The sequence below is a fragment of the Subtercola boreus genome, from assembly GCF_006716115.1.
Taxonomy (GTDB): Bacteria; Actinomycetota; Actinomycetes; order Actinomycetales; family Microbacteriaceae; genus Subtercola; species Subtercola boreus.
Window position 1 is genome coordinate 2,467,054 of record NZ_VFOO01000001.1, and the last position, 19,472, is coordinate 2,486,525.

17 protein-coding genes and 1 pseudogene are annotated in these 19,472 nt (G+C 66.0%); 8 read left to right on the forward strand and 10 right to left on the reverse strand.

The genetic code is table 11. The features are described from left to right. Positions 1 to 79 precede the first annotated feature (79 nt). Genes FB464_RS11455 through FB464_RS11475 form a run of 5 tightly spaced genes read left to right on the forward strand, consistent with a single transcriptional unit; the run spans position 80 to position 5,277 of the window. Positions 80 to 1,048, forward strand: a complete 969-nt coding sequence (locus tag FB464_RS11455) for a glycosyltransferase (protein ID WP_116413745.1) — start codon at positions 80 to 82, stop codon at positions 1,046 to 1,048. After that, positions 1,045 to 2,118, forward strand: coding sequence for a glycosyltransferase (locus tag FB464_RS11460; RefSeq protein ID WP_116413744.1), 1,074 nt, complete (start codon positions 1,045 to 1,047; stop codon positions 2,116 to 2,118). The genes FB464_RS11455 and FB464_RS11460 overlap by 4 nt, the downstream gene beginning before the upstream one ends. Then, on the forward strand, positions 2,115 to 3,140 hold the full coding sequence (locus tag FB464_RS11465) for a glycosyltransferase family 2 protein (RefSeq protein WP_116413743.1): 1,026 nt from the start codon (positions 2,115 to 2,117) through the stop codon (positions 3,138 to 3,140). The genes FB464_RS11460 and FB464_RS11465 overlap by 4 nt, the downstream gene beginning before the upstream one ends. Then, the gene (locus FB464_RS11470) at positions 3,137 to 4,207 is read left to right on the forward strand and encodes a polysaccharide pyruvyl transferase family protein (RefSeq protein WP_116413742.1); all 1,071 of its coding nucleotides are present in this window, start codon (positions 3,137 to 3,139) and stop codon (positions 4,205 to 4,207) included. Before FB464_RS11465 ends, FB464_RS11470 begins: the two co-directional genes overlap by 4 nt. Further along, positions 4,204 to 5,277 (forward strand): glycosyltransferase, encoded by a 1,074-nt coding sequence (locus FB464_RS11475; protein ID WP_116413741.1) that lies wholly within the window; start codon positions 4,204 to 4,206, stop codon positions 5,275 to 5,277. Before FB464_RS11470 ends, FB464_RS11475 begins: the two co-directional genes overlap by 4 nt. Here the strand turns inward: FB464_RS11475 and FB464_RS11480 are convergent. The 8 genes from FB464_RS11480 to FB464_RS11515 all read right to left on the reverse strand — a co-directional run bounded on the left by FB464_RS11480 (position 5,210) and on the right by FB464_RS11515 (position 14,350). Next, positions 5,210 to 6,322 carry an HTTM domain-containing protein gene (locus FB464_RS11480; RefSeq protein ID WP_170151851.1) on the reverse strand — a complete coding sequence of 371 codons (1,113 nt, stop codon included), beginning with the start codon at positions 6,320 to 6,322 and terminating at the stop codon, positions 5,210 to 5,212. The two genes, FB464_RS11475 and FB464_RS11480, sit on opposite strands and share 68 nt — an antisense overlap. Further along, positions 6,319 to 6,786 carry a hypothetical protein gene (locus tag FB464_RS11485; RefSeq protein WP_142206678.1) on the reverse strand — a complete coding sequence of 156 codons (468 nt, stop codon included), beginning with the start codon at positions 6,784 to 6,786 and terminating at the stop codon, positions 6,319 to 6,321. The genes FB464_RS11480 and FB464_RS11485 overlap by 4 nt, the downstream gene beginning before the upstream one ends. Beyond that, positions 6,783 to 8,207, reverse strand: coding sequence for an O-antigen ligase family protein (locus tag FB464_RS11490; protein WP_116413738.1), 1,425 nt, complete (start codon positions 8,205 to 8,207; stop codon positions 6,783 to 6,785). The genes FB464_RS11485 and FB464_RS11490 overlap by 4 nt, the downstream gene beginning before the upstream one ends. Before the next feature lie 19 nt (positions 8,208 to 8,226). Next, positions 8,227 to 9,678, reverse strand: a complete 1,452-nt coding sequence (locus tag FB464_RS11495; RefSeq protein ID WP_246093032.1) for a sugar transferase — start codon at positions 9,676 to 9,678, stop codon at positions 8,227 to 8,229. 119 nt (positions 9,679 to 9,797) lie between these two features. Next, positions 9,798 to 11,276 carry a tyrosine-protein kinase domain-containing protein gene (locus tag FB464_RS11500; RefSeq protein WP_116413736.1) on the reverse strand — a complete coding sequence of 493 codons (1,479 nt, stop codon included), beginning with the start codon at positions 11,274 to 11,276 and terminating at the stop codon, positions 9,798 to 9,800. Between the two features lie 108 nt (positions 11,277 to 11,384). After that, positions 11,385 to 11,960, reverse strand: a complete 576-nt coding sequence (locus FB464_RS11505) for an arsenate reductase/protein-tyrosine-phosphatase family protein (protein WP_116413735.1) — start codon at positions 11,958 to 11,960, stop codon at positions 11,385 to 11,387. 63 nt (positions 11,961 to 12,023) lie between these two features. Further along, on the reverse strand, positions 12,024 to 13,145 hold the full coding sequence (locus FB464_RS11510; protein ID WP_116413734.1) for a hypothetical protein: 1,122 nt from the start codon (positions 13,143 to 13,145) through the stop codon (positions 12,024 to 12,026). Between the two features lie 2 nt (positions 13,146 to 13,147). Further along, a complete protein-coding gene (locus tag FB464_RS11515; protein ID WP_116413733.1) occupies positions 13,148 to 14,350 on the reverse strand; it encodes a sensor histidine kinase in 1,203 nt (400 codons plus the stop codon). A 104-nt stretch (positions 14,351 to 14,454) separates the two neighbouring features. Between FB464_RS11515 and FB464_RS20245 the strand changes: the two genes are divergently transcribed. After that, the gene (locus tag FB464_RS20245; RefSeq protein WP_116413732.1) at positions 14,455 to 15,027 is read left to right on the forward strand and encodes a phosphatase PAP2 family protein; all 573 of its coding nucleotides are present in this window, start codon (positions 14,455 to 14,457) and stop codon (positions 15,025 to 15,027) included. 684 nt (positions 15,028 to 15,711) lie between these two features. Here FB464_RS20245 and FB464_RS20250 read toward each other — a convergent pair. After that, positions 15,712 to 16,047: pseudogene (locus FB464_RS20250) on the reverse strand (arsenate reductase/protein-tyrosine-phosphatase family protein); the annotation flags it as partial. Continuing rightward, positions 16,044 to 17,225 carry a glycosyltransferase gene (locus FB464_RS11535; protein WP_116413731.1) on the reverse strand — a complete coding sequence of 394 codons (1,182 nt, stop codon included), beginning with the start codon at positions 17,223 to 17,225 and terminating at the stop codon, positions 16,044 to 16,046. The pseudogene FB464_RS20250 and the gene FB464_RS11535, both read right to left, overlap by 4 nt. Before the next feature lie 207 nt (positions 17,226 to 17,432). Here FB464_RS11535 and FB464_RS11540 point away from each other — a divergent pair, with 207 nt between their 5' ends. Together FB464_RS11540 and FB464_RS11545 are read left to right on the forward strand one after the other, a co-directional pair. Beyond that, entirely contained in the window at positions 17,433 to 18,932 is a 1,500-nt protein-coding gene (locus tag FB464_RS11540; RefSeq protein ID WP_116413730.1) for a tyrosine-protein kinase domain-containing protein, read from the forward strand. After that, positions 18,929 to 19,465: an acyltransferase gene (locus tag FB464_RS11545; RefSeq protein ID WP_211327290.1), complete on the forward strand. Its 537-nt coding sequence runs from the start codon at positions 18,929 to 18,931 to the stop codon at positions 19,463 to 19,465. Before FB464_RS11540 ends, FB464_RS11545 begins: the two co-directional genes overlap by 4 nt. Positions 19,466 to 19,472 lie beyond the last annotated feature (7 nt).

Consider the following 19,472-nt stretch of genomic DNA (forward strand, 5'->3'; position numbering starts at 1 on the left):
TCCAGAGCCTGCCCTCTCTGCGGCCCGCCATCGCGGCAGACGTCCGATCGAGAACAAACCGCCGGGGGAACAGACACTCATGACCACCATCAGCCAGCCGTCACAATCCTCCGACGGACGACGCAAGTTTCTCTTCGTCGCCTCGACAGGAGGGCACCTCGCCCAGCTCGTCAGGCTCTCAGCCAATCTCGATGCGAGCGTCGACTCCCAGTGGATCACGTTCAAGACTGAACAGAGCGTCTCCCTCCTCGAGGGTCGCCGTGTGGTCTATGTGCCCTACGTGCGATCCCGCGACTACCTCGGCGTCATCCGCACTCTGCGACTGGCACGGGACGTCTTCCGCCGGGAACACTTCGACGAGGTCGTCAGCACTGGAGCGGCCCTCGCCCTCGGCGTGTTCCCGAATGCACGGCTGGCCCGCATCCCGACGACCTACGTCGAGAGCGTGTCCCGCGTGAAGGGACCGTCCATGACGGGCAGGATCGTCGCCCGCCTGCGTCTCGCCCGCACGTTCACCCAGCACCCGAGCTGGTCGAACTCCTCGTGGAAAGTGCATCCGAGTGTCCTGTCGCAGTTCGATCGCGAGGAGAAGCCCTCGCCGGTCGATTCGGATGCCCCCCTGAAGATCTTCGTCACCCTGGGCACCATCCGCCCGTACCGGTTCGACTCGTTGGTCGACGCCATGTTGGCGACCGGGCTCACCGGCGACAACACCACCTGGCAACTCGGCGAGACCGATCGTCCCACTGTTCCGGGGGCCGAAACCCAGATCACGGCACAGGAGTTCGAACGCTACTCCCGCGAAGCCGATGTCGTGGTGACGCACGCCGGTGTGGGCACCATCCTCGGCCTGCTCGAAATGGGGATCTATCCCGTTATCGTGCCGCGCAGGAAGTCGCGCGGGGAGCACGTCGACGACCATCAGGAGCAGATCGCCAACCTCGTGAAGACCCTGCACGTCGGTGAGGTCTGCGAGGTCGACGAGCTCACGTCGGAAACACTCAGGCGGGCGGCACGGTACCGCGTCGTCAGCGGAGTGCGTTCGTGAAGGTCATCCACGTCTTCAATACGATGAACAGTGGTGGGCTGCAGCGGGTGGTGCTGATGTTGAGCGCATATTCGGCGGAGCGCGACATCCAGTCCTACCTGGTCGCGGCCGACGGGCCACTCGCCGGTCGCGAAGGTCCCGGCGCAACGTTCGTCGAGAAGTGGAAGCTCGGCTTTCCGGGCGAAGTACTGCAGTTGTTCCTGCTCGCACGGCGCGTGAAGCCGGTGGTCCTCCACGCACACCAGCGACGGGATGCTCTCAGCAGCCTGATCGTCGGGCGGATGCTCGGCATCCCTGTGTTCGAGCACGCCCACAACATCCTCCCCAACCAGGGCCCCACCCGGCTGTCCTTTCTCTCCCAGAAGATCTTTGCCGTGAGCGACCAGGTGGCCGAGATGGTCGTCTCGGTTTATGGCGCACCGGCCGAGCGTGTCGTCGTCGTGGGCGGCACGCCGGCGAACGTCTCGACGACAGCACCGGCCGACCGCGAAGAGGGAAGTCCCGATCGCCCGTGGCGGGTACTCGGCATCGGCCGGGTCGCCGAGCAGAAGGATCCGGTGCGTTTTGTCAGGATCGTCGCGGCCGCAGCGAAGATCCGTCCGGTCGAGGGTCGCTGGCTCGGATCCGGTCCACTCCGGGACGATGCTCTCGCCGAAGTCGTGCGTCTCGGTGCACCCGTGGTCTTCGCTGGCGAGTCGGACGACATCGCGCGTGAACTCGACGAGGCCGATGGGCTCCTCATCACGTCGAAGTGGGAGGGTCTCGGCCTGGTCGTGCTCGAGGCCTTTGCCCGCAAGCGCCCGGTGGTGGGCGCCGCAACGGGTGGTCTGGTCGGTCTTCTCGGATCGGGCAAGGGCACCGCCGTCGACGCAGCGGCATCCGACGAGGAATTCGCGAAGAGCCTCGTCGGCGCCTTCGACTTCTCTGCTGATTCTGCGGCCACCGTCGACCGGGCATTCGAGTACGTGACCACGGAGGCCTCGCCCGACCGTGTCTTCGGACCCGTGATCGACGAATACCGCGCGGCGAGCCTGACCACGACCTCCCGACGAAAGGCCACCAAGGCATGACCCGCGACCCCTCCGTGTCGGTGATCGCTCCCCTGCACAACGCGAGCGACTACCTCGACCACTTTCTCCGCCGTATCGCCGAGACGGTGCGGGAGGGCGACCAGATCATCCTCATCGACGACGGATCGTCCGACTCGACGGGTCGGCAGATCACCGACTGGGCCGCCAGCCGGCCTTTAGTGACAGCGGTCGTCAACGAGAAGAATCTCGGAGTCGCCGGCACGCGTAACAAGGCCGTCGCCATGGCTGAGGGCGACTTCGTCTGGTTCGTGGACCACGACGACGCGTGGGAGCCCGACATCCTGTCGCGTCTCGTGCAGGCCTCCAGAGACGCGGATGTCGTCATCTGCCGTGCGGAGTACCGCACCGTCGAGACCAAGCCGGGGCGGATCGTCGACGGGATTTCCACCGCAGAGACGCTCTCGGGCGACGGGGCGCTGGAACTGATGCTGACCGGCCGCGTGCACGGCTACCTCTGGACCAAACTGATCAGGCGCGAACTCCTCGGGGTCGACCCGTTCCCCCTCCTCTCCTCTCAGTCCGACTTCGTCGGCGTGTCCCGGATGATCGGGCGGAGCAGCATCGTGCACACCGTGCCTGATGTGCTCTACCACTACCTCCAGCGGGAGGGTTCGATCACCCGGCACAAGGAGCCGAAGCTCGAGAACCACCGGGTCGCGCGCGACGCGATGATCGCGGTGCTCGAAGCGAGTGACCTGCCCGACAGAGCCGCGCTCGGCGACTACTTCACCGCCTGGTTCTACTGCCACGCCGTGGCATTCGTCCCGGTGCGCTCGCATGCGTCGTCCGGGCTCCAGCGCGAGGGTGTCCGGCTCGCCCGGGCCCAGCTGAAGTCGATCGACCTTCGGCCGATCTTCGCGCGCAACAAACGGGTGGCTGCGGAGATGGCAATCATCAGGTTCGCGCCGGCACTGTATCCGTTCGTCATCTCCGCCGCTCTGTTCGCCCACGACAGACTCCGGTCCGCACGTCTCGCTCTCCGATCCGGAGGTTCCCGATGAACCGCGTCTTCGTCTCCGGAGTCGGCCAGTACGACAACATCGGCGACACCGTTCTTCGGCGCGGCCTGATCGATGCGGTGCGACCGGGAGTCGATCTCCACGTCCTCGTCGCCGACCTCACCGCCGACTACCAGTCCGGCCTCCAGCTCGCCGAGACCGACACGGTCTACACCTCGGTGTCGGCGTGGCACCGCGCCATGATGACCAGCGCCCTCCGTCGTCGCACCTGGGTTCTGCACAGCGCGGGTGAGGCGATCGCCGACCTGCACAGCGCGCCCGAACGGGCACTGCTGTTCACGGAGGCGCTGCTGCTGCGCCCGCGGGGTGGCGGTGCGATGCAGACCGGTGTGGGCATCCGGAAGCCGGTCGGGAAGTACAAGCTTCCCCTCCTCGCCAGCCTGAGACCGGCGAAGCTCGTCACTTGGCGTGACCAGTGGAGCCAGTCTGTCGCGGGCTTCGGGTCGGTCACACCCGACTGGGGCTATGCCGAAGGCGCAGCCATCGAGACGTTCAGAGACACCCCTGACAGGCCGCTGCTGTCGATCACGCTCCGCGGGGACCGCGCCCATCCTTCCGACTCCTGGATCGCCAACGTGAAGTCGCTGGCCGAACGCGAGGGCCTCCGGCTGACCGTCGTCACCCAGGTGCAGAGCGACACAGCGCGCTCGGAGACATTGGCCGAAGAGCTCGGAGCCGACCTGCTGACCTGGGAGACCGACAACCATTTCGGCCAGGAGACGCTGGTCAGGGAGGCGTACGCCCGATCCCGCGCCGTCATCAGCGACCGGGTGCACGCCCTGATCATCGGCCTCACTGAGGGCGCCGTTCCCCTCGCCTACGCCGCCGACGTGCCGGAGAAAGCCGCACGAACGCTCGAGACGGCGGGCATCACCGGAGTCGCCTTCTCCGAGCGCAACGCGTCGACACCCACGAGCGTCGACGATCTGGTGGGCGTGCTCCATCGCGACACGGAGATGAGAGAGCACCTGCGCAGCGCGCGGGAGCGCCTCGGCGATCTGACGTCGACCCTGCGACGGATCCTGCAGGCAAAGGGTTCCGACAGATGACAGCGTCGAACCGGCCGGTCCCGTCCTCACCCGCCCGGAGGATCACCGTCCTGCATTCGATGCCGGCACCGAAGCCCGGCGAGCCCACGCGCTATGCCGATCACATGAAGGGCGGGGCTCCGGCCTCTGTCACGACGCGATTCTTCTCCTGGCGAACCGCGTTGAAAGCCGACTACGACGTCTTCCACATGCACTGGCCCGAATACCTGCTGAGGGGCTCCTCGTTTCCCACTCGGATGGCGAAGCGCGTCGCGTTCGCCGCGCTCCTGGTGCGGTTGCGCCTCAAACGGATCCCTGTCGTGCGTACGGCCCACAACCTCGAAGCCCACGAGCTGGGAAGCCGCGTCGAGCGGGCGCTGGTCCGCTGGAACTACCGCTGGACCACAACGGTCATCCGCCTCAACCCGACGACAGCCGTTCCCTCTGGCAAGAATGCCGTCACGATCCTCCACGGACACTATCGGGATCGATTCAGCGACTACACGGTGCCGGTGCCCATCAGGGGCAGGTTGTTGTACTTCGGCCTCATCCGCCCCTACAAGGGCGTGACGAACCTCGAAGAGGCGTTCCGGTCACTGCCGGCAGGCGGGGAGACCCTTCGCGTCGTCGGGAAGCCGTCGAGCAGCGCGCTCGAGACGGCAGTGGTGGACGCTGCTTCGGGTGACCCCCGCATCTCGCACTGGCTGGAGTTCGTGCCTGACGAAGACCTCGTGCGGGAGATCGGCGAAGCCCAACTCGTCGTGCTCCCCTACGACGAGATGCACAACTCCGGCTCGATCCTGGTCGCCCTGTCGGTGGGCCGTCCCGTGCTCGTTCCACGGAGTTCGGCGAACGAGGCGCTGGCAGAGGAGGTGGGGTCGGAATGGGTCGTGATGTACGACGGCGCCCTCACGACCGACACTCTCCGTACGGGGCTCGACTTCGTCGAACAGGACCGCCCCCTGGTCGCCGTCCCCGACCTCCGGAACCGCGACTGGAAGACCGTGGGCGACGCCCACTACCTCACGTACGTCGACTCTCTCGCTCTCGCGAGACGACAGGGGTCGGAGGCGCTGCGCGCCGCTCGATGAGTCGACGTGCGAGCCGTACGACCACGAAGACCAGGTACCCAGCGCCGATCACAGCTGCGATCACGACGATGCCCGGCAGGAAGAAGTCCCGCGATTCAGGGAAGAACCGCTCGAAGACGAAGACCGCCACGCCGAGAACGATGACTACGACGCCACCGACCCAGACCTGGCTCTTCTTCAACGCCCAGCGCACCTGCGGCAACGAGAGAAGACCCCACGAGACGAACGCGCCGTAGGCGATCACATTCGACGTGAAGAGAATACCGAACGACATCATCACCCCGAGGTGGAACAGGGTCGTCACGGCCATCATGATGCGGAACGACGCCCACGAGACAGCCGAGACGATGATTCCCGCCTCGAGGATCACTGTCAGCCAGTCGACGGTCTCCCAGAGCCACGTCTGGTGGTGCAGCGCTCCCGCCAGCTCCGTCAGCGGCGCGTCCCGGCCCGAGACGAGACGGCTTGCGAAATGGCCGAAGGCGGATTGCGTCGACGGTGAGAGCCATCCGCTCGCGACTTTCGGCAGGGCAGCCGTGAAGAATGCCAGCCCGATGATCATGGCGAGGTACCGGGACGGCCACTGCGGGTTGTCGGGAACCCCGGCCGGCTTCCGGATCGAGTCGAGCGAGTACCGACCACCCCATCCACTGAAGGCCATCACGAACGGAACCGCCACCATCAGGATGGTGTGATCGATCTTGCCGTAGCTGAACGTGAGCCCGTACCCGAGGAGCATCAGGACGCTGACGGCGATGGAGACGAACCGCGTGTAGAGACCAGCCGTCAGAGCAACCAGCAGCACGTAGATGGCGGCCTGCACTCCGAGCATCAACCAGAGCGGGGGTGGACCGGAGAGCAGCGCCATCGGCCCTGGTGGAGGGCTGTAGAAGGGCGCGGGGACGCCCGAGACCCACGTGAAGTCGGGAAGCGAGACGATCACCAGTACGCCGAAGACGATCCGGTAACGGGAGAGGTCGCGAACGGTGAACGGGCCCCGGTTCGCCCACGAGGCGAAACGGCTGAGAAGACCTGCAGTGCTCACGATGGGTCTCCCAGGTCGACGGTCACGGTCTTCGAGACATCCAGGACTTCTCGGGCTTTCGTGTCGACGTCGTAGCGCACGTCGAGCCATTCGACCGTGAACGTCGAGAGGGCTGTGCCAGGCAGGATCCTGCCGATCCGATCCCGCAGCCACGCTGTAGATTCAGGCGTCTGGGCCGTGCTCTGCATGAAGTACCCGCTCCGGAACACCGAGAGATCGTTGTTCGTTCCGCTGACGAGATCGCTGACGCTGAGGTCGACCTGCTCGCCGGCAGCCGTCGTCACGGTGATGTCCGGCTCCACGGCGGGCAAGTAGTTGTTCTTCACCGGCGAGCCGCTGAAACCCGGCTGGAAGAGACCGGGATACCACTCGGGGATGAACGGCGAGAGCACTGTCTGAACGCCGAAGTAGCCGAGCGTCGCGAGGAAGAGCACAGGCACTCCGATCCGGAGCCCTTTTCTCATCGCAGGCTCCCTCGGCCGGTGGTCGCGCCGCCGAGGCGAATGGCTTCTGTGCCGTTCTTCCTGTCCCGCGTGTGCTGCGCGAAGGGGATGAGGCTGCCTATCAGGGCCCAGAAGACATAGGGCGAGCCGGGGGCGGAGAACTGGGAGCTGATGCAGGAGATGATCAACAGTCCGATGAAGAGCACGATGACGGGATCGAGCGTCTTTCCGAGAACGCGGCGCGCTCGGAGGATCGTGACCAAGGCCGCGATCAGGACGAGCACGAAGACTCCCAGCGAGATGATCCCTCCCGTGATCCACAGACTGAGCCACTGGGACTCGGGCGAGAGCCAGGCCAGATAGGACGGTCTGGCGGGCCACGTCAGGGTGAAATCGTACAACTGTGTACCCCAGCCCGTGATGGGGCGCTGGAAGATGGAGGGGAACGTCTCCGACTCCCAGATGCGAAGCCTGTACGCGACGGTCGACGGCAGCCAGGCGAGCGAAGGGTCGTTGTAGGTGGAAGTGGCTGACTGGTAGTCGATCCGCTCCTGCACCTGTTGGCCGAAGACCGCCCACGCCACCGCTCCACTGATGAGGATGACGAGGACGACGAGCGGACGGACGCCCATCCGCAGGATGGTCACTGCAAGGATCGCACCGGCCAGCGCGATGGTCGCGAATGTCAGCGTGGTGACCTGGCCGACCAGCAGAAGGCCGATGAGCACGATCGACCCTGCCGTCATCGCCCGCGCCCTCGTGCGGTTCTTCTGGGACAGGATCTCGACGGCCACCATCGCGGTGACGCAGCTCAGGTAACCGCCGAGGTATGTCCAGTGGCCGATGGTCGAGGTGGCCCGGATGTCCTGCCGACCTTCAGCCACCCTCGCCTCCAGACCGTCGCCTCTGACGTTGGCGAGGATCCATTCCTGCACTCCAGGCACCCGCAGGAGCTGCGCCAGGGCGAGTATGGCCACAAAGGCAGCCGGCCAGGCGAACGCACGCAGGAAGACACCGAGGTCTTCCCTGTTCTTGATGAGCAGACGGGGAGGCCAGGTGATGAGATAGATCTGGAGCTGACCGATGAGGATCTGCGAGTACGGGGGATGGTCGAGCTGCACCGAGTTGTAGGTCTCGACGAGCACGCGCACCAGCATGTAGAAGATGAACGCGGCGTCGAGAATGGTCAGCCGCTGTTTCAGGATCGTTGCACCGGCAGGAGTCAACAGCACCGCAATGAGCGCGATCACCAGCAGGATGATGCTCGGGCCCGGGATGTCAGCTGAGAGGAACGAGCTGTTCACACCGACCAGCGCCGCCGACGTCCCCAGAAGGAAGGCGATGACCCGGATCTGGCCCTTCGAGACGACCGAAGGTGCCATGTCCTCGTCGGGTAGAGCCTTCAGGCCATCGAGGATGGCGGCGGGTTTCAGCGAACTCATAAACTCTTCGTCTCTTGGATCAGTACGCGCCTGAACTGCCGAGCACAGCCCGGGCAGTCTTCAGGAGGATCAGGAAGTCACCGACCATCGACCAGTTCTCGACGTAGTAGAGGTCGAGCCGGACGGAGTCCTCCCAGGAGAGGTCCGAACGACCGCTGACCTGCCACAGGCCGGTGATACCCGGCTTCATCAGGAAACGGCGATGTACGTGCGTCTCGTAGAGATCGACTTCGCGCTGCAGAGGCGGCCTCGGACCGATGAGGGACATCTCGCCCTTGAACACGTTGAACAGTTGCGGCAGTTCATCGAGGCTGTAGCGGCGGAGGATCTTGCCCACAGGTGTGACCCGGGGGTCATCCTTCATCTTGAAGAGAATGTTGTTGCCCTCACTCCGCTCGACGGCATGAAGATCGTTCAGCAGAGCCTCAGCATTCGGTACCATCGACCGGAACTTGAGCATGTCGAATGTCTCGCCGTCGAGTCCGACCCGCTCCTGCCGGAAGAGCACGTCACCCGGGGTACCGAGCCGCACGACAATGGCGATCGCGATCAGGACCGGTGACAGGACCAGGATGAGGGCGGCCGAGGAGATGACGTCGAAGATGCGCTTCTGGTAGCGCTTGAAGCCCTCGTATCGTGGCGTCTCGACGTGGATCAAAGGAAGTCCGGCGACCGGACGTGTGTGGATTCGCGGACCGCCGATGTCGGTCAGGCTGGGTGCCACCACAAGGTGCTGCCGGCCCGGCTCGAGCGACCAGCTCAGTTCGCGGATCTTCTCGGGGGGCAGCTCATCCGAACTGGTGATCACGATGGTGTCCGCGCCGGAGGCGGCGATCGCCGGACCGATGTGGTCGACTCGGCCGACGACCGGGATGGAGGTCTCACCGAGGTGGCTCGCGATCTTTCCGCTGGGGATGCAGGCGCCGACCACGCGGTATCCGGAATGGGGATGCCGGCCGAGCTCGCGGGCCGTGTGCAGCACGGAGACCTCCGATCCGACGAGCAGGACCCGAGCGCTGAATTCCCCCTTCTCGCGCTGGGCGTTCAGCCACTTGCGCCAGATCCATCGACTCAGGAGGATCGTGACGGTGCCGATCGGCAGGGAGATGAAGAAGTACCCGCGACTGAACTCGATCTGGAAGAGGAACGCCAGGATGGCGAAGAGTCCGAAGACCCGGAGGCTGGCATCGACGACGATCTTGTACTCGAGGGAACCCGTTCCGACGACCCGGTCCTCTCGGGAACCGTACACACTGAGGGTCAGCCACCAGATGAGCACCAGGGCGACAGAGATGGAGGTGTAGCTCACGGCCAGGAAGCCGATGTCGCCCCGTTGGGGTAGACCGCTGGCGCTGAACCCGAACCAGACGAACTGCGTCGCAGCCACGACCACCGCGATGACGACGAAGTCGGTCAACCGTAACCGGGATGCGTAGACGACCCGCCAGTCCCGGTCATTGGACGTTGACATTTTGACAGTCTCCGTTCCCAATTCACCCGTAGACATAGATCCCCCGTTCGATCCAGGCACCTGCATGACGCTCCCTCATAGTAGCGTCCCTTGCGACCGGCGACATCAGGCGTTCACCCTCAGACCGGCAGCTTCTGGTCTGCATCGACGGAGTCGGAGGGGAGCGCCTCGGTCGTCTGTCCGCCGCGGGTGCTCCGCTTCCGCTTCTGCTTCCCCTCGGTCTGCAGATCGTCTCCGTAGCCGTAGCCGTAGCCATAGCCGTATCGCCCGTACCCATAGGAGTCGGGCCCCTTGGTCGGCAGCATCGTCATGACAATCCCTGCGATACCCGATCCGACGTTCTGCAGCGCCGCAATCGATCCTTTGAGCTGACCGCGGTGCACACGACCCGAACCCACGATCAGCAGCGCCCCTCCGGTGTGCTTGGCGAGGATAGCAGCATCGGTGACGGGGAGCAGTGGCGGTGCATCGAAGATCACGAGGTCGTATTCGGCTTCGAGCGTCGCGATCAGCTTGATCATGGCGAGCGAACCGAGCAGTTCACTCGGGTTCGGCGGGATACGACCGGCGGGAAGCACCCAGAGTTCATCGGTGCCCCACTTCTGAAGTACATCGGCGAGAGTCGCCCGCCCGACGAGCACGTCGGTGAGGCCCGCGCCTCCCTCGATGCCGAGATACGTCGAGAGCCGCGGCTTCCTGAGGTCTGCGTCGATGATGACGACCTTTGTCCCTGCCGCTGCTGTCACGATCGCCAGGTTCGCCGAAGACGTGCTCTTGCCTTCACCCGGAATGGACGAGGTCAGCACGTAGCTCTTCGGGGCCTCCGCAGCCACGAGGAACTGCAGGTTGGTGCGGAGAGTCCGGAAGGATTCCGAGCGCGGGCTCCGGGGATCGTCGTGCACGACGAGTGGCCGCTCGCTCGTTCGCGGATCGAAGGCGATTCCGCCGAGGATCGGTGCGGATGTGACCGCTTCGACGTCCTGCTCGTTCCTGATCTTCGTGTCGAGCAGCTGGCGGAGCGTTGCGACGATGAGGCCTGCAATCAGACCGAGCGCCGCACCGATCACGAGATTGAGCCTGGTGTTCGGACTCGAGGGCTCAGTCGGTACCAACGCCTGCTGCAACACGGAGATCTTGACGGGCGAGGCACCCGAAGCATTCACGGGGACGAGTTTGGCGACGACCGTCTCGAACGTGCTCGAGATGGCGTTCGCGATCTCTGCGGCATGCTGGGCTGACTCGTCGGTGACGCTGATGTCCACGACGACGGTGCCGACCGCGGTGCTCGCCGTCACCTGTTTCGCAAGGTCGGCGGCGCTGATGTCGAGGCCCAGCTGGTCGATGACAGGTTGCAGCACGGCGGGCGTCGTGACCACGTCGGTGTACGACTTCACCTGGTTCTGGGTGAAGCTGCTGCCCTGCGAGAGTTCGGACACCGACCCCGCGGACTCTGCTGAGACGAAGACCTTGCTCGAGGCCAGGTACTTGGGCACCTCCGCAATCGAGATCAGAGAGGCGGCCGCCACACCAGCGAGAGTGATCGCCACAATGATGACCCAGCCTTTTCGGACGACCCGAAGATAGTCACGGAGCTCCACAGGCAAACCCTCCGAAATCTGTAACCCAGACGGGTCACACTCTTGGTCCCCATGATCGCATAGCGGAAGTAACGACAGGATTCCGTTGAGTTTCGGGAACGTTACAACTCAGGCCGATGCCCCCAGGGTCAGCACCCTGATGACGGTGTCGACCGCGGGCACCAGTTGCGACGCCGACAGACGGTAGGTCTCTCCGCTCCGCCGGTACGGGTCGACGACGTCGTCATCGGTCGGGTCGGCCGGCTGGTCGACCTGGCCGCGCATCCCGGCCACCACGCGGACGACCGCGCGCAACCTGTCGGCGAGGAACTCGTGTCCGGTCGCTGCGCGGGTGAATTCGGCATCGGGCACAGCATCGGCCAGGCGCGCGAACTCCCGGAGCGTGAACGTCGTCGAGACCTTGCGCGGCACCAGTTCGACGATGGCACGTCGATGGCTGCGGGACATCGCGAAGAGCAGGTCGGCATCCGTCACCATCGGCTCGAGAAGGTACCGAGCGCGGTGTCCGCCAAGGTCGACGCCGAACTCCCGGCCGATCTCGAGAGTCTGCTCGGTCACCGGATCCCCTTCGCCAGCGATCGTTCCGGCGCTCGAGACCGTGATTCCTTCGACACCGCTCAGGCCTTTCCGCAGCAGACCCTCCGCGAGCGGCGAGCGACAGATGTTCCCCGAGCACACCGTCATTATCGAGAAACGTGTCACAGTCCAGCCTCACAGTCGGGTTCGTCAGATGGCCTAAGCCTAGGGTCAGAAGACGAAGCGAAGCACGATCGTGTTCCGGGCGGTGTCCGCATCGACATGCGGGAATGACAGCTGCATGAGCCCGACGAACGGAGCGATCCCGGTCGCCGGGCTCGCCTCAGGCCCGAAGACGGCCGTGAGTTCCCCGGTCATCCGAACCCCTGCCTGGCCACTTCCCCGCCCGCTCTCCCGGACGAACTCCAGCGACAGGCCTCCCGCCTCGAGCCCCGGCTGGGCTGCGAAATGGACGAGCACCGTGCGGAGAGCGGTGCGCTGCTCCGCGCCCAGCCCGGCCGCAGCGGCCAGCGGATCGACGAACACGTCCACCAGTCGCTCGAGCGGCTCCTCCGCCAGGCTCACGGCGAGGGAGGACCGCAGGGACTTCGCGAGCGCAGCCGCCCGCCGGCGGTCATCGTCGGTGAGAACGTCCCGCGCCTTCACCTCACGGAGAAACGGCAGCACGTCGCGTCTCAGCGACTCGATGTCGGTGCCGAGGAAATCCTCGATCGCCCGCCGGCGGTCGCGCACATCACGGTTCCGCCGGGCTTCGTCGGCCCGGCGCCGATCCACCCGGAGGGCCGCCGTCAGGGAGGAGGCGAAGATGGCTGCTCCCCCGCCGAGGGCGACCACGAGGGTGCCGGACATCGTCACGGAACCGATCAGCTCGCCGAGGTCCGTGGTTCCGGTGTGCAGCGCCGTCGTCGCGGCGACCACCACGGCAGCGATCGCCGTGCGCAGCACGATCTCCGCGGGCCGACGGTAGGAGCCCGACACCATCAGCGCGAGTGCGACGACGATCGGACCCCAGTCGTTCCGCAGGTTGGTGTCGCGACCGAGCTGGCCGGAGGACTCGAGGATGGCCGCCACCAGCACGAGGCTGTAGGTGACACCGTACCGTGCACGCGTGACGGTCCGGCGGTACGGATCCGCAGACCAGACCAGGTAGGCAAACCCGGCGACGAGCGCCGCGAAGGCGAGCAGGATGAGCGCGGGCGAGACGATCTCGTCGGCGTTCAGCGCCGTCAACACCCCCGCGGAGAGCACCGCGACGCAGCCGACGGCCACCACGAAGATGCGCGCAGTTATCCCGCTGAGCGGATCGATCTCCTGGGCAGTCCCGCCCGACACGCTCATCCGTCGGCGCCGCAGCGCGCCCGGGGAACGCTCATCAGCACAGCCGTGCCGTGCCCGGGGGTCGACCAGACACGGACGGCGCCGTCGATGTTCTCGATCCGGCGGCGGATGGATGACGCGGGAGTCTCCGGCGCTCCGCCTCGTTCCTGCGGGGCGAAGCCGCGCCCGGCGTCGGAGACGACGACGATGATGTTCTCGCTTCCCGAAGCGACGGCCAGTTCGGCGACCGCCGTACCGGCGAATCGGCTGACATTGCCGAGCACCCGTTCGGCAGCAGTGAGGAGTTCACTCCTCACGCGCGGGTCGAGTTCGAGCAGCAGGCGCGGCTTCCCGCTGACGACGACGCGGAGGCCGCGATGTGCCGCGGTTCGGATGACCGAATCCAGTCCGGTGGCCTTCAGCGCCTCGCTGTCGCCTGCTCCCCGGTTCATCACCTCGTCGACGAGGAGGCCGGGGTGGGCCAGAGAGGCGATGTCCTTCGCGAGGAAGGCCCGGTGCTCGTCGATGAGCGGACCGACCGGGGACAGCTCCAGGGCCTGCAGGTCGTTCAGGATGGTGTCGTGCAGCACCGCCGACGCCTCCGCGGCGACCCGGCTCCGTTCGGTGAGGCGTTCCTCGACCGCGGCAGCCTCCCGCATGGTCCCGACGCCTCGCGTGGCGCGGGCCCGCCCGTACCAGAGCGTCGCGAGCAACAGCACGATGCCGACCCAGATCGAGATGGAGGGCAGATCGAACGCGAACACCAGCCCGTTCATCCGGGTCGCCACCTGCACGGCCACGGAGGCGAGCACAAATCCCATGGTCGAACGCGCCAGGCTCGACGGAAGCGAACGCCCGGCCACCCCGACGACCGTCATCCCGATCTTCGGCATCGTGAACACGATGGCGTCTGAACGCCAGTCCGGACCGACCTCGGCCGATATATAGAAGGTGAAGAGGAAGAGGCCGATCCCGGCCACCAGCATCAACCCGAAGACCGCCCAGGGGTTCGAGACGAGCAGTGCGCAGGCGACCCCGAGACCCGCGACAGCGAGACCCGCGAGCGCCAGGGGGACGCCCTCCTGGGAGATCATCACACCGAAGGCGATGACGAGCACAAGCGTGGCCACCAGGAAAACGCCGCTGACCCAGATCGCGGCCCGGCCGAGGGCACGGCTCGTCGCAGCACCTTCGACATCGGTGGGCAGAACGAGAGACATCAGTTCCCTTCGGGCGCTTCGGCCGCACCCCCGAATGGGGCTGAAGACACTCGTGCTCATCATAGGCAATCCGATCAGCCGGGGCCAGCCGCTAGTGTGAGCGGATGCCCTCCCTCCGCGCCCGCGAGATCGATGTCATCGAGACTGTGCAACACACCCGCGCGGCCAGCCTGCTGGTCGGACCGGCCAGGATCTACAGTGCCTTCGGCGAGAACTCCGTGGGCTGGGTACTGCTCGGTGGTCTCGGTGCACTGCTGGACCCCGCCCGCTGGTGGCTGTGGCTGCTGGGAGCGCTGGCCGTCGTCGTCGCCCAGTTCGCCTCGACCGGCCTGAAGTACGTCGTGCGGAGGCCCCGCCCGGGGGTCGTCCCCGAGGCCGACGGCTCGTTCGTGCTCCGCGGTGCCGGCGGCTACCGGAAGGGTGCCGACGGTCCTGTCGCGGTCCACTCATCGGCGAAGAGCCGACTCAGCTTCCCGAGCTCGCACTCCACCTCGACCACCGCGGCGGCCGTTGTCTTCTGCGCCCTTCTACCCGCGCTCTGGCCGCTGGGCGTATTCGCTGTGCTGGCGATGGGGTTCAGCCGGGTGCTGCTCGGTATGCACTTCCCCACCGATGTGCTGGCCGGCTACGCGCTCGGCCTTCTCGTCGGTCTCGCGGCCGTCATCCTGGTGTACTGACGCTCGGTGTTCGGCCTCCCGGAGTTCCTGCTCGTGGAGGGCCCGTGCCTCGCGGCGGGTCAGTGTCACCGGCGCCGTCGTGCTCTCTGACAGCGCCCGAAGCTGGCGACGGGTCAGCGCGACGGTGGATGCGACGGGCACCGGCTGCGCCTCAGACTCAACTGCAGGCGTTGGTTCCGGGTCGCGCACCGGTTCCGGCTCACGCACCCGCTCCCGCACCCGCATCCGAACTGGCTCCGGCTCGAGCACCTGCACCTGCACCTGCACTGGCTCCGGCTCAAGCACCGTCACCGTCACCGTCACCGGCTCAAGCACCTGCACCGGCACCGTCACCGGCTCCGGCTCGAGGAACGCAGGCCAAGAGGATGCAGGGGACTCCTCCAGCGCGAGGTCTTCGGCTTCGGCCACAGGAACGTTCGCCCGGGCTTCAGGAAGAGCAGCCTCGAGCCAACCGGCCAGAGTCAGCACCGCCGCCTGGATCTCCCGCGCCACCCGCACATGAGTACCGGACGAACGCCTGAACGGATCGGGGATGTCGAGATCGGCCTCGTGGCGCGGAGGGGGCACGGCGCTCCGCTGTGCAAGCAGGTTCGCGAGGCCCCCCAGGGGGGAGTCCGAACGGGCGGGGGATGCTCCGCTCTCTGAAGCGAGATGGTCGATCATCCGTTGGAGTTCGAGGAGGGTGACGGACTTCTTCGAAGCAGCCGGCAACATCCGGGCTGCGGAGGCTCGCTGGGCCAGCGTCATCGTCACCACGAGATCCGCCCCCGCGAGGTCCGCTTCAACGAGCTGGCTCGCCAGATGGGATGACGAGTCCCCGCCCAGCGCCTCGGACTGCTTCGCCGCCGGAGGATCCATCGGCTCGCCGACTCGCGCGTGGGTGCCTCGGCTGAGCACGGTCACTCTGCCACCGGCCGCAGCGCCCGTCAGCTCGTGCTCGAGAACCTGCGCGGCGAGCGGAGACCTGCAGATGTTCCCCGTGCAGATGAACAGGATGCTCAACGGCGAGAATTCGGTCATGTAGAGATTATGACGCCACGCGCCTGTGTCTCGGAGGCCGTGTAGGCGGGCAGCCTGCCTCCATACAGTTCACACGAGTCGATTCCGAGGTGGATGTCAGACCAGCGGGTCTCCCGCACCCGCAATGCCTCCTGATAGAACTGCTCGGCGAGACCTCTCTCCCCGATCAGCCGCTCGAGGCAGGCGATGGCCTCCTCGACCGTGTCGACGAGGAATCCGGTGCGACCATTCTCGACGATGTCGACATTGCCGACGATGTTCGACGCAATGACCGGAATTCCGATCGACTGCGCCTCCATCACAGCCAGAGGCATTCCCTCCCACAGGGTGAGAAAGAGGAGCACATCGGCTGTGGCCAGGGTCCTGAGAGCCTCCGGGTAGGTCAGCCAACCGGTCTTCTCGATGTTCGCCTCGGCCAGGTCGTCGTTGAATCCGTCGTTGTCGCCGTCACCGATCCAGACGAAGCGTGCCCGGCCACGGAAGTGCCGGGCGACCTCCGCGAACTTCCAGGGAGCCTTCTGGTACGCGATCCGGCCGACCATCGCGACCACGGGAAGGTGTTCCTCGGGATCGCACTCCCGAGGCGGCAGAGCATCGAGCGCCACCCCGTTGGAAATGACGAAGCACCGACTGGTCCTCAGCACCCGGGTGGCCACCTCCGCCTCGGAACGGCTCACGAGCACGAGCTGCGAGTGTCCGTATCGGCCGAGGAGCTGCTCCACGATCCTGTACGCAGAGCGAACCGTCGGCGAGTAGTCGGTGCGGAGGAAAGAGAACCCGTGGGGCGAGTAGAACGACACCGGACCGCGACGACGACCGAAGAGTGCCAGCCGGCCGAACGCTCCCCCCACAGACGAGTGGAAGTGGATGACGTCGGCCGTCCGCATGATGACTCCGCGCACCGTCGACATGATCCAGAGACCGTGAGCCACCATCGAACGGCTACCCGAGGGCGCCTCGACCAGCGCGACCCGCGGGCCGAAGATCTCTTCGAGCTCCGCCAGTGGTGGAGTGTCGTCGCGGCGGGTGAAGTAGAGAGTGACGGACATCCCCTGCTCGGCCTGGCGCATCGTCAGCCGCGCGAGAGAGGTGACGACACCTCCGCCGAGACTCTCCGTGACATGAGCAACTGCAAGCGGTGAAGCCTTCACTCCGTCGAGTTTGAGGTGCAAGGCCATGAGCTACGCTCCCTGTCAGCAGATGGACGATCGCGTTGTGACCGGCACCCCCCGAGAACGACGTTATCGGCAGCTTATGGACGGTCGTTCGGGTGCTGGCCGGGCCTAGCCCGAATGAGTTAATCAGTGCCTGTGTGCCGCTGGCGGGCTGGCGATTCTAGGACATACTGGTACAAATTCGAGGGGTTGCAAGGGAGGCGGAGACGCATGCAGCTGCAAGACATACTGAGAGTGCTTCAGCGATCATGGATCCTCATCGTCGGACTGACCGTCCTCGGCCTGCTCGCCGCCGGAGCCGCACTCGCCGTCACCGCCCCGCAGTACCAGTCGACGTCGAGGCTCTTCGTCTCCACCCAGGCCACGGACAACGCGTCGAACGCGCTTCAGGGCAGCACGTACACGCAGAACCGGATGATCTCGTACTCCCACCTCGTCGTGCAGCCCATCGTGCTCGACCCGGTGATCGCCGCCCTCGGCCTCGACCTGACGGCCGACCAGCTGGCCTCCCACGTGAGTGCCGACGTCATCACCGACAGCCTCATCCTCGAGGTGACCGTCACCGAACCCTCGGCCCAGCAGTCCGCCGACATCGCCAACGCCATCGCGACCCAGCTCGTCACCACTATCACGACCCAGATCGAAGACCCGGGAGACGGCACCAAGCCTCTCATCGCCGTCAGCATCATCGCGGATGCCTCGGTCGCCACGAGCCCGACGAGCCCTCTTCCCTGGCTGTACCTTCTTGTCGGCGGGGTCGGTGGGCTGCTGCTCTCGGTCGGCCTCGCGTTCCTGATCGCCGGCTTCGACAACCGTGTGCGGAGCATCGACGATCTCAAGCGCCTGACCGACCTGCCGGTTCTCGGGCACTTCCCGCGCCAGAACACCGCCCGCGAGAAGCCGCTCCTCCTCGCCGATGACATGATGAGCCAGCGCGCGGAATCGTTCAGAGCACTGCGGACGAACCTGCAGTACTTCGATCTGGCCACCACCAACCAGGTGCTGCTCTTCACCTCGTCCATCCCCGGCGAAGGCAAGACGACGACCTCATTGAACCTCGCCATCACGCTGGCGCAGACCGGCAAGCGGGTCATCTACATCGAATGCGACCTCCGTCGCCCGAAGTCGGCGAAGTACCTCAACATCGAGGGCGCCGTCGGCCTCTCCGACGTGCTGGTCTCGCGAGTCGCGCTCGACGACGTGCTCCAGGCTGGCGTCGTCGAGACGCTGACGATCCTTCCGGCGGGGTCGCTGCCCCCGAACCCCAGCGAACTGCTCGGTTCAGAACAGTTCGCATCCCTCCTGTCCTCGATGCGTCTTCTCTACGACTACGTGATCCTCGATGCGCCACCGCTCCTCGCGGTCACCGATGCGGCCATCCTCAGCCGGGAGAGCGACGGGGTGATCGTCGTCGTGGGAACCTCGCTGGTGAATCGCCAGCAGGTCGAGACGAGCATCGACATCCTCACCCAGGTCGACGCACACGTGCTGGGCGTCGCCGCGAACTTCCTTCCTCGGCGCGGCGTGGACGCGTACTCCTACTACACCTACGGTTACGTCGCGCTCTCCGCCGTCAGGGATGCACGGGTCCCGGGTGCCGCCGATCGGTCGGATGACCCGTCTGCCGCTCCTGCCGATGACCGGATCAGTGACGTGGCCCACGCAACCCGCCGCGCCGCCACCTCCGCCGAGAGACTGACCCGCCGGTGAGCCTGGCGCAGAAGTGGGACCAGCTGGGCGTGGCCGCCTACAACATCGTGCTCACGTTCATCCCGTCGCACACCGTGCGCCTCGGCGCCCTCCGGCTCTGGGGCGCGAAGATCGGCAGTGGAACCTCCATCTCGCGGGGGACGACGGTGTTCGACATCGACAAGCTCGTCATCGGCCGTGACTGCTCGATCGGGTTCCGCTGCCTGTTCGACGCCCGAGGTGGCATCACCCTGGGGGACAACGTCGTGCTGGCGAGCGACACCCAGCTGATCACCGGATCGCACGTCATCGACTCCGACGATTTCGCAGCGGAGTTCAAGCCGATCACCATCGACTCGTTCGCGTGGGTCGCCTCCCGGTCGACCGTGGTCTCGGGTGTCACGATCGGCCGCGGCGGCGTGGTCGGCGCCTGTTCTCTCGTGCGGGAGGACGTTCCGCCGATGGCCGTGGTGGCCGGCGTCCCCGCCAGGCAGCGCGGGGAACGCGCCTCCGCGCTGACCTACTCTGCCGCCTTCCGCCGGCTCTTCTACTGACAGTGCG

Coding starts and splice junctions, on each gene's coding strand:
- FB464_RS11455 (WP_116413745.1), top strand. CDS start 80: ATGACCACCATCAGCCAGCCGTCACAATCCTCCGACGGACGACGCAAG.
- FB464_RS11465 (WP_116413743.1), top strand. CDS start 2,115: ATGACCCGCGACCCCTCCGTGTCGGTGATCGCTCCCCTGCACAACGCG.
- FB464_RS11470 (WP_116413742.1), top strand. CDS start 3,137: ATGAACCGCGTCTTCGTCTCCGGAGTCGGCCAGTACGACAACATCGGC.
- FB464_RS11475 (WP_116413741.1), top strand. CDS start 4,204: ATGACAGCGTCGAACCGGCCGGTCCCGTCCTCACCCGCCCGGAGGATC.
- FB464_RS11485 (WP_142206678.1), bottom strand. CDS start 6,786: ATGAGAAAAGGGCTCCGGATCGGAGTGCCTGTGCTCTTCCTCGCGACG.
- FB464_RS11490 (WP_116413738.1), bottom strand. CDS start 8,207: ATGAGTTCGCTGAAACCCGCCGCCATCCTCGATGGCCTGAAGGCTCTA.
- FB464_RS11495 (WP_246093032.1), bottom strand. CDS start 9,678: ATGTCAACGTCCAATGACCGGGACTGGCGGGTCGTCTACGCATCCCGG.
- FB464_RS11505 (WP_116413735.1), bottom strand. CDS start 11,960: ATGACGGTGTGCTCGGGGAACATCTGTCGCTCGCCGCTCGCGGAGGGT.
- FB464_RS11515 (WP_116413733.1), bottom strand. CDS start 14,350: ATGTCTCTCGTTCTGCCCACCGATGTCGAAGGTGCTGCGACGAGCCGT.
- FB464_RS20245 (WP_116413732.1), top strand. CDS start 14,455: ATGCCCTCCCTCCGCGCCCGCGAGATCGATGTCATCGAGACTGTGCAA.
- FB464_RS11535 (WP_116413731.1), bottom strand. CDS start 17,225: ATGGCCTTGCACCTCAAACTCGACGGAGTGAAGGCTTCACCGCTTGCA.
- FB464_RS11540 (WP_116413730.1), top strand. CDS start 17,433: ATGCAGCTGCAAGACATACTGAGAGTGCTTCAGCGATCATGGATCCTC.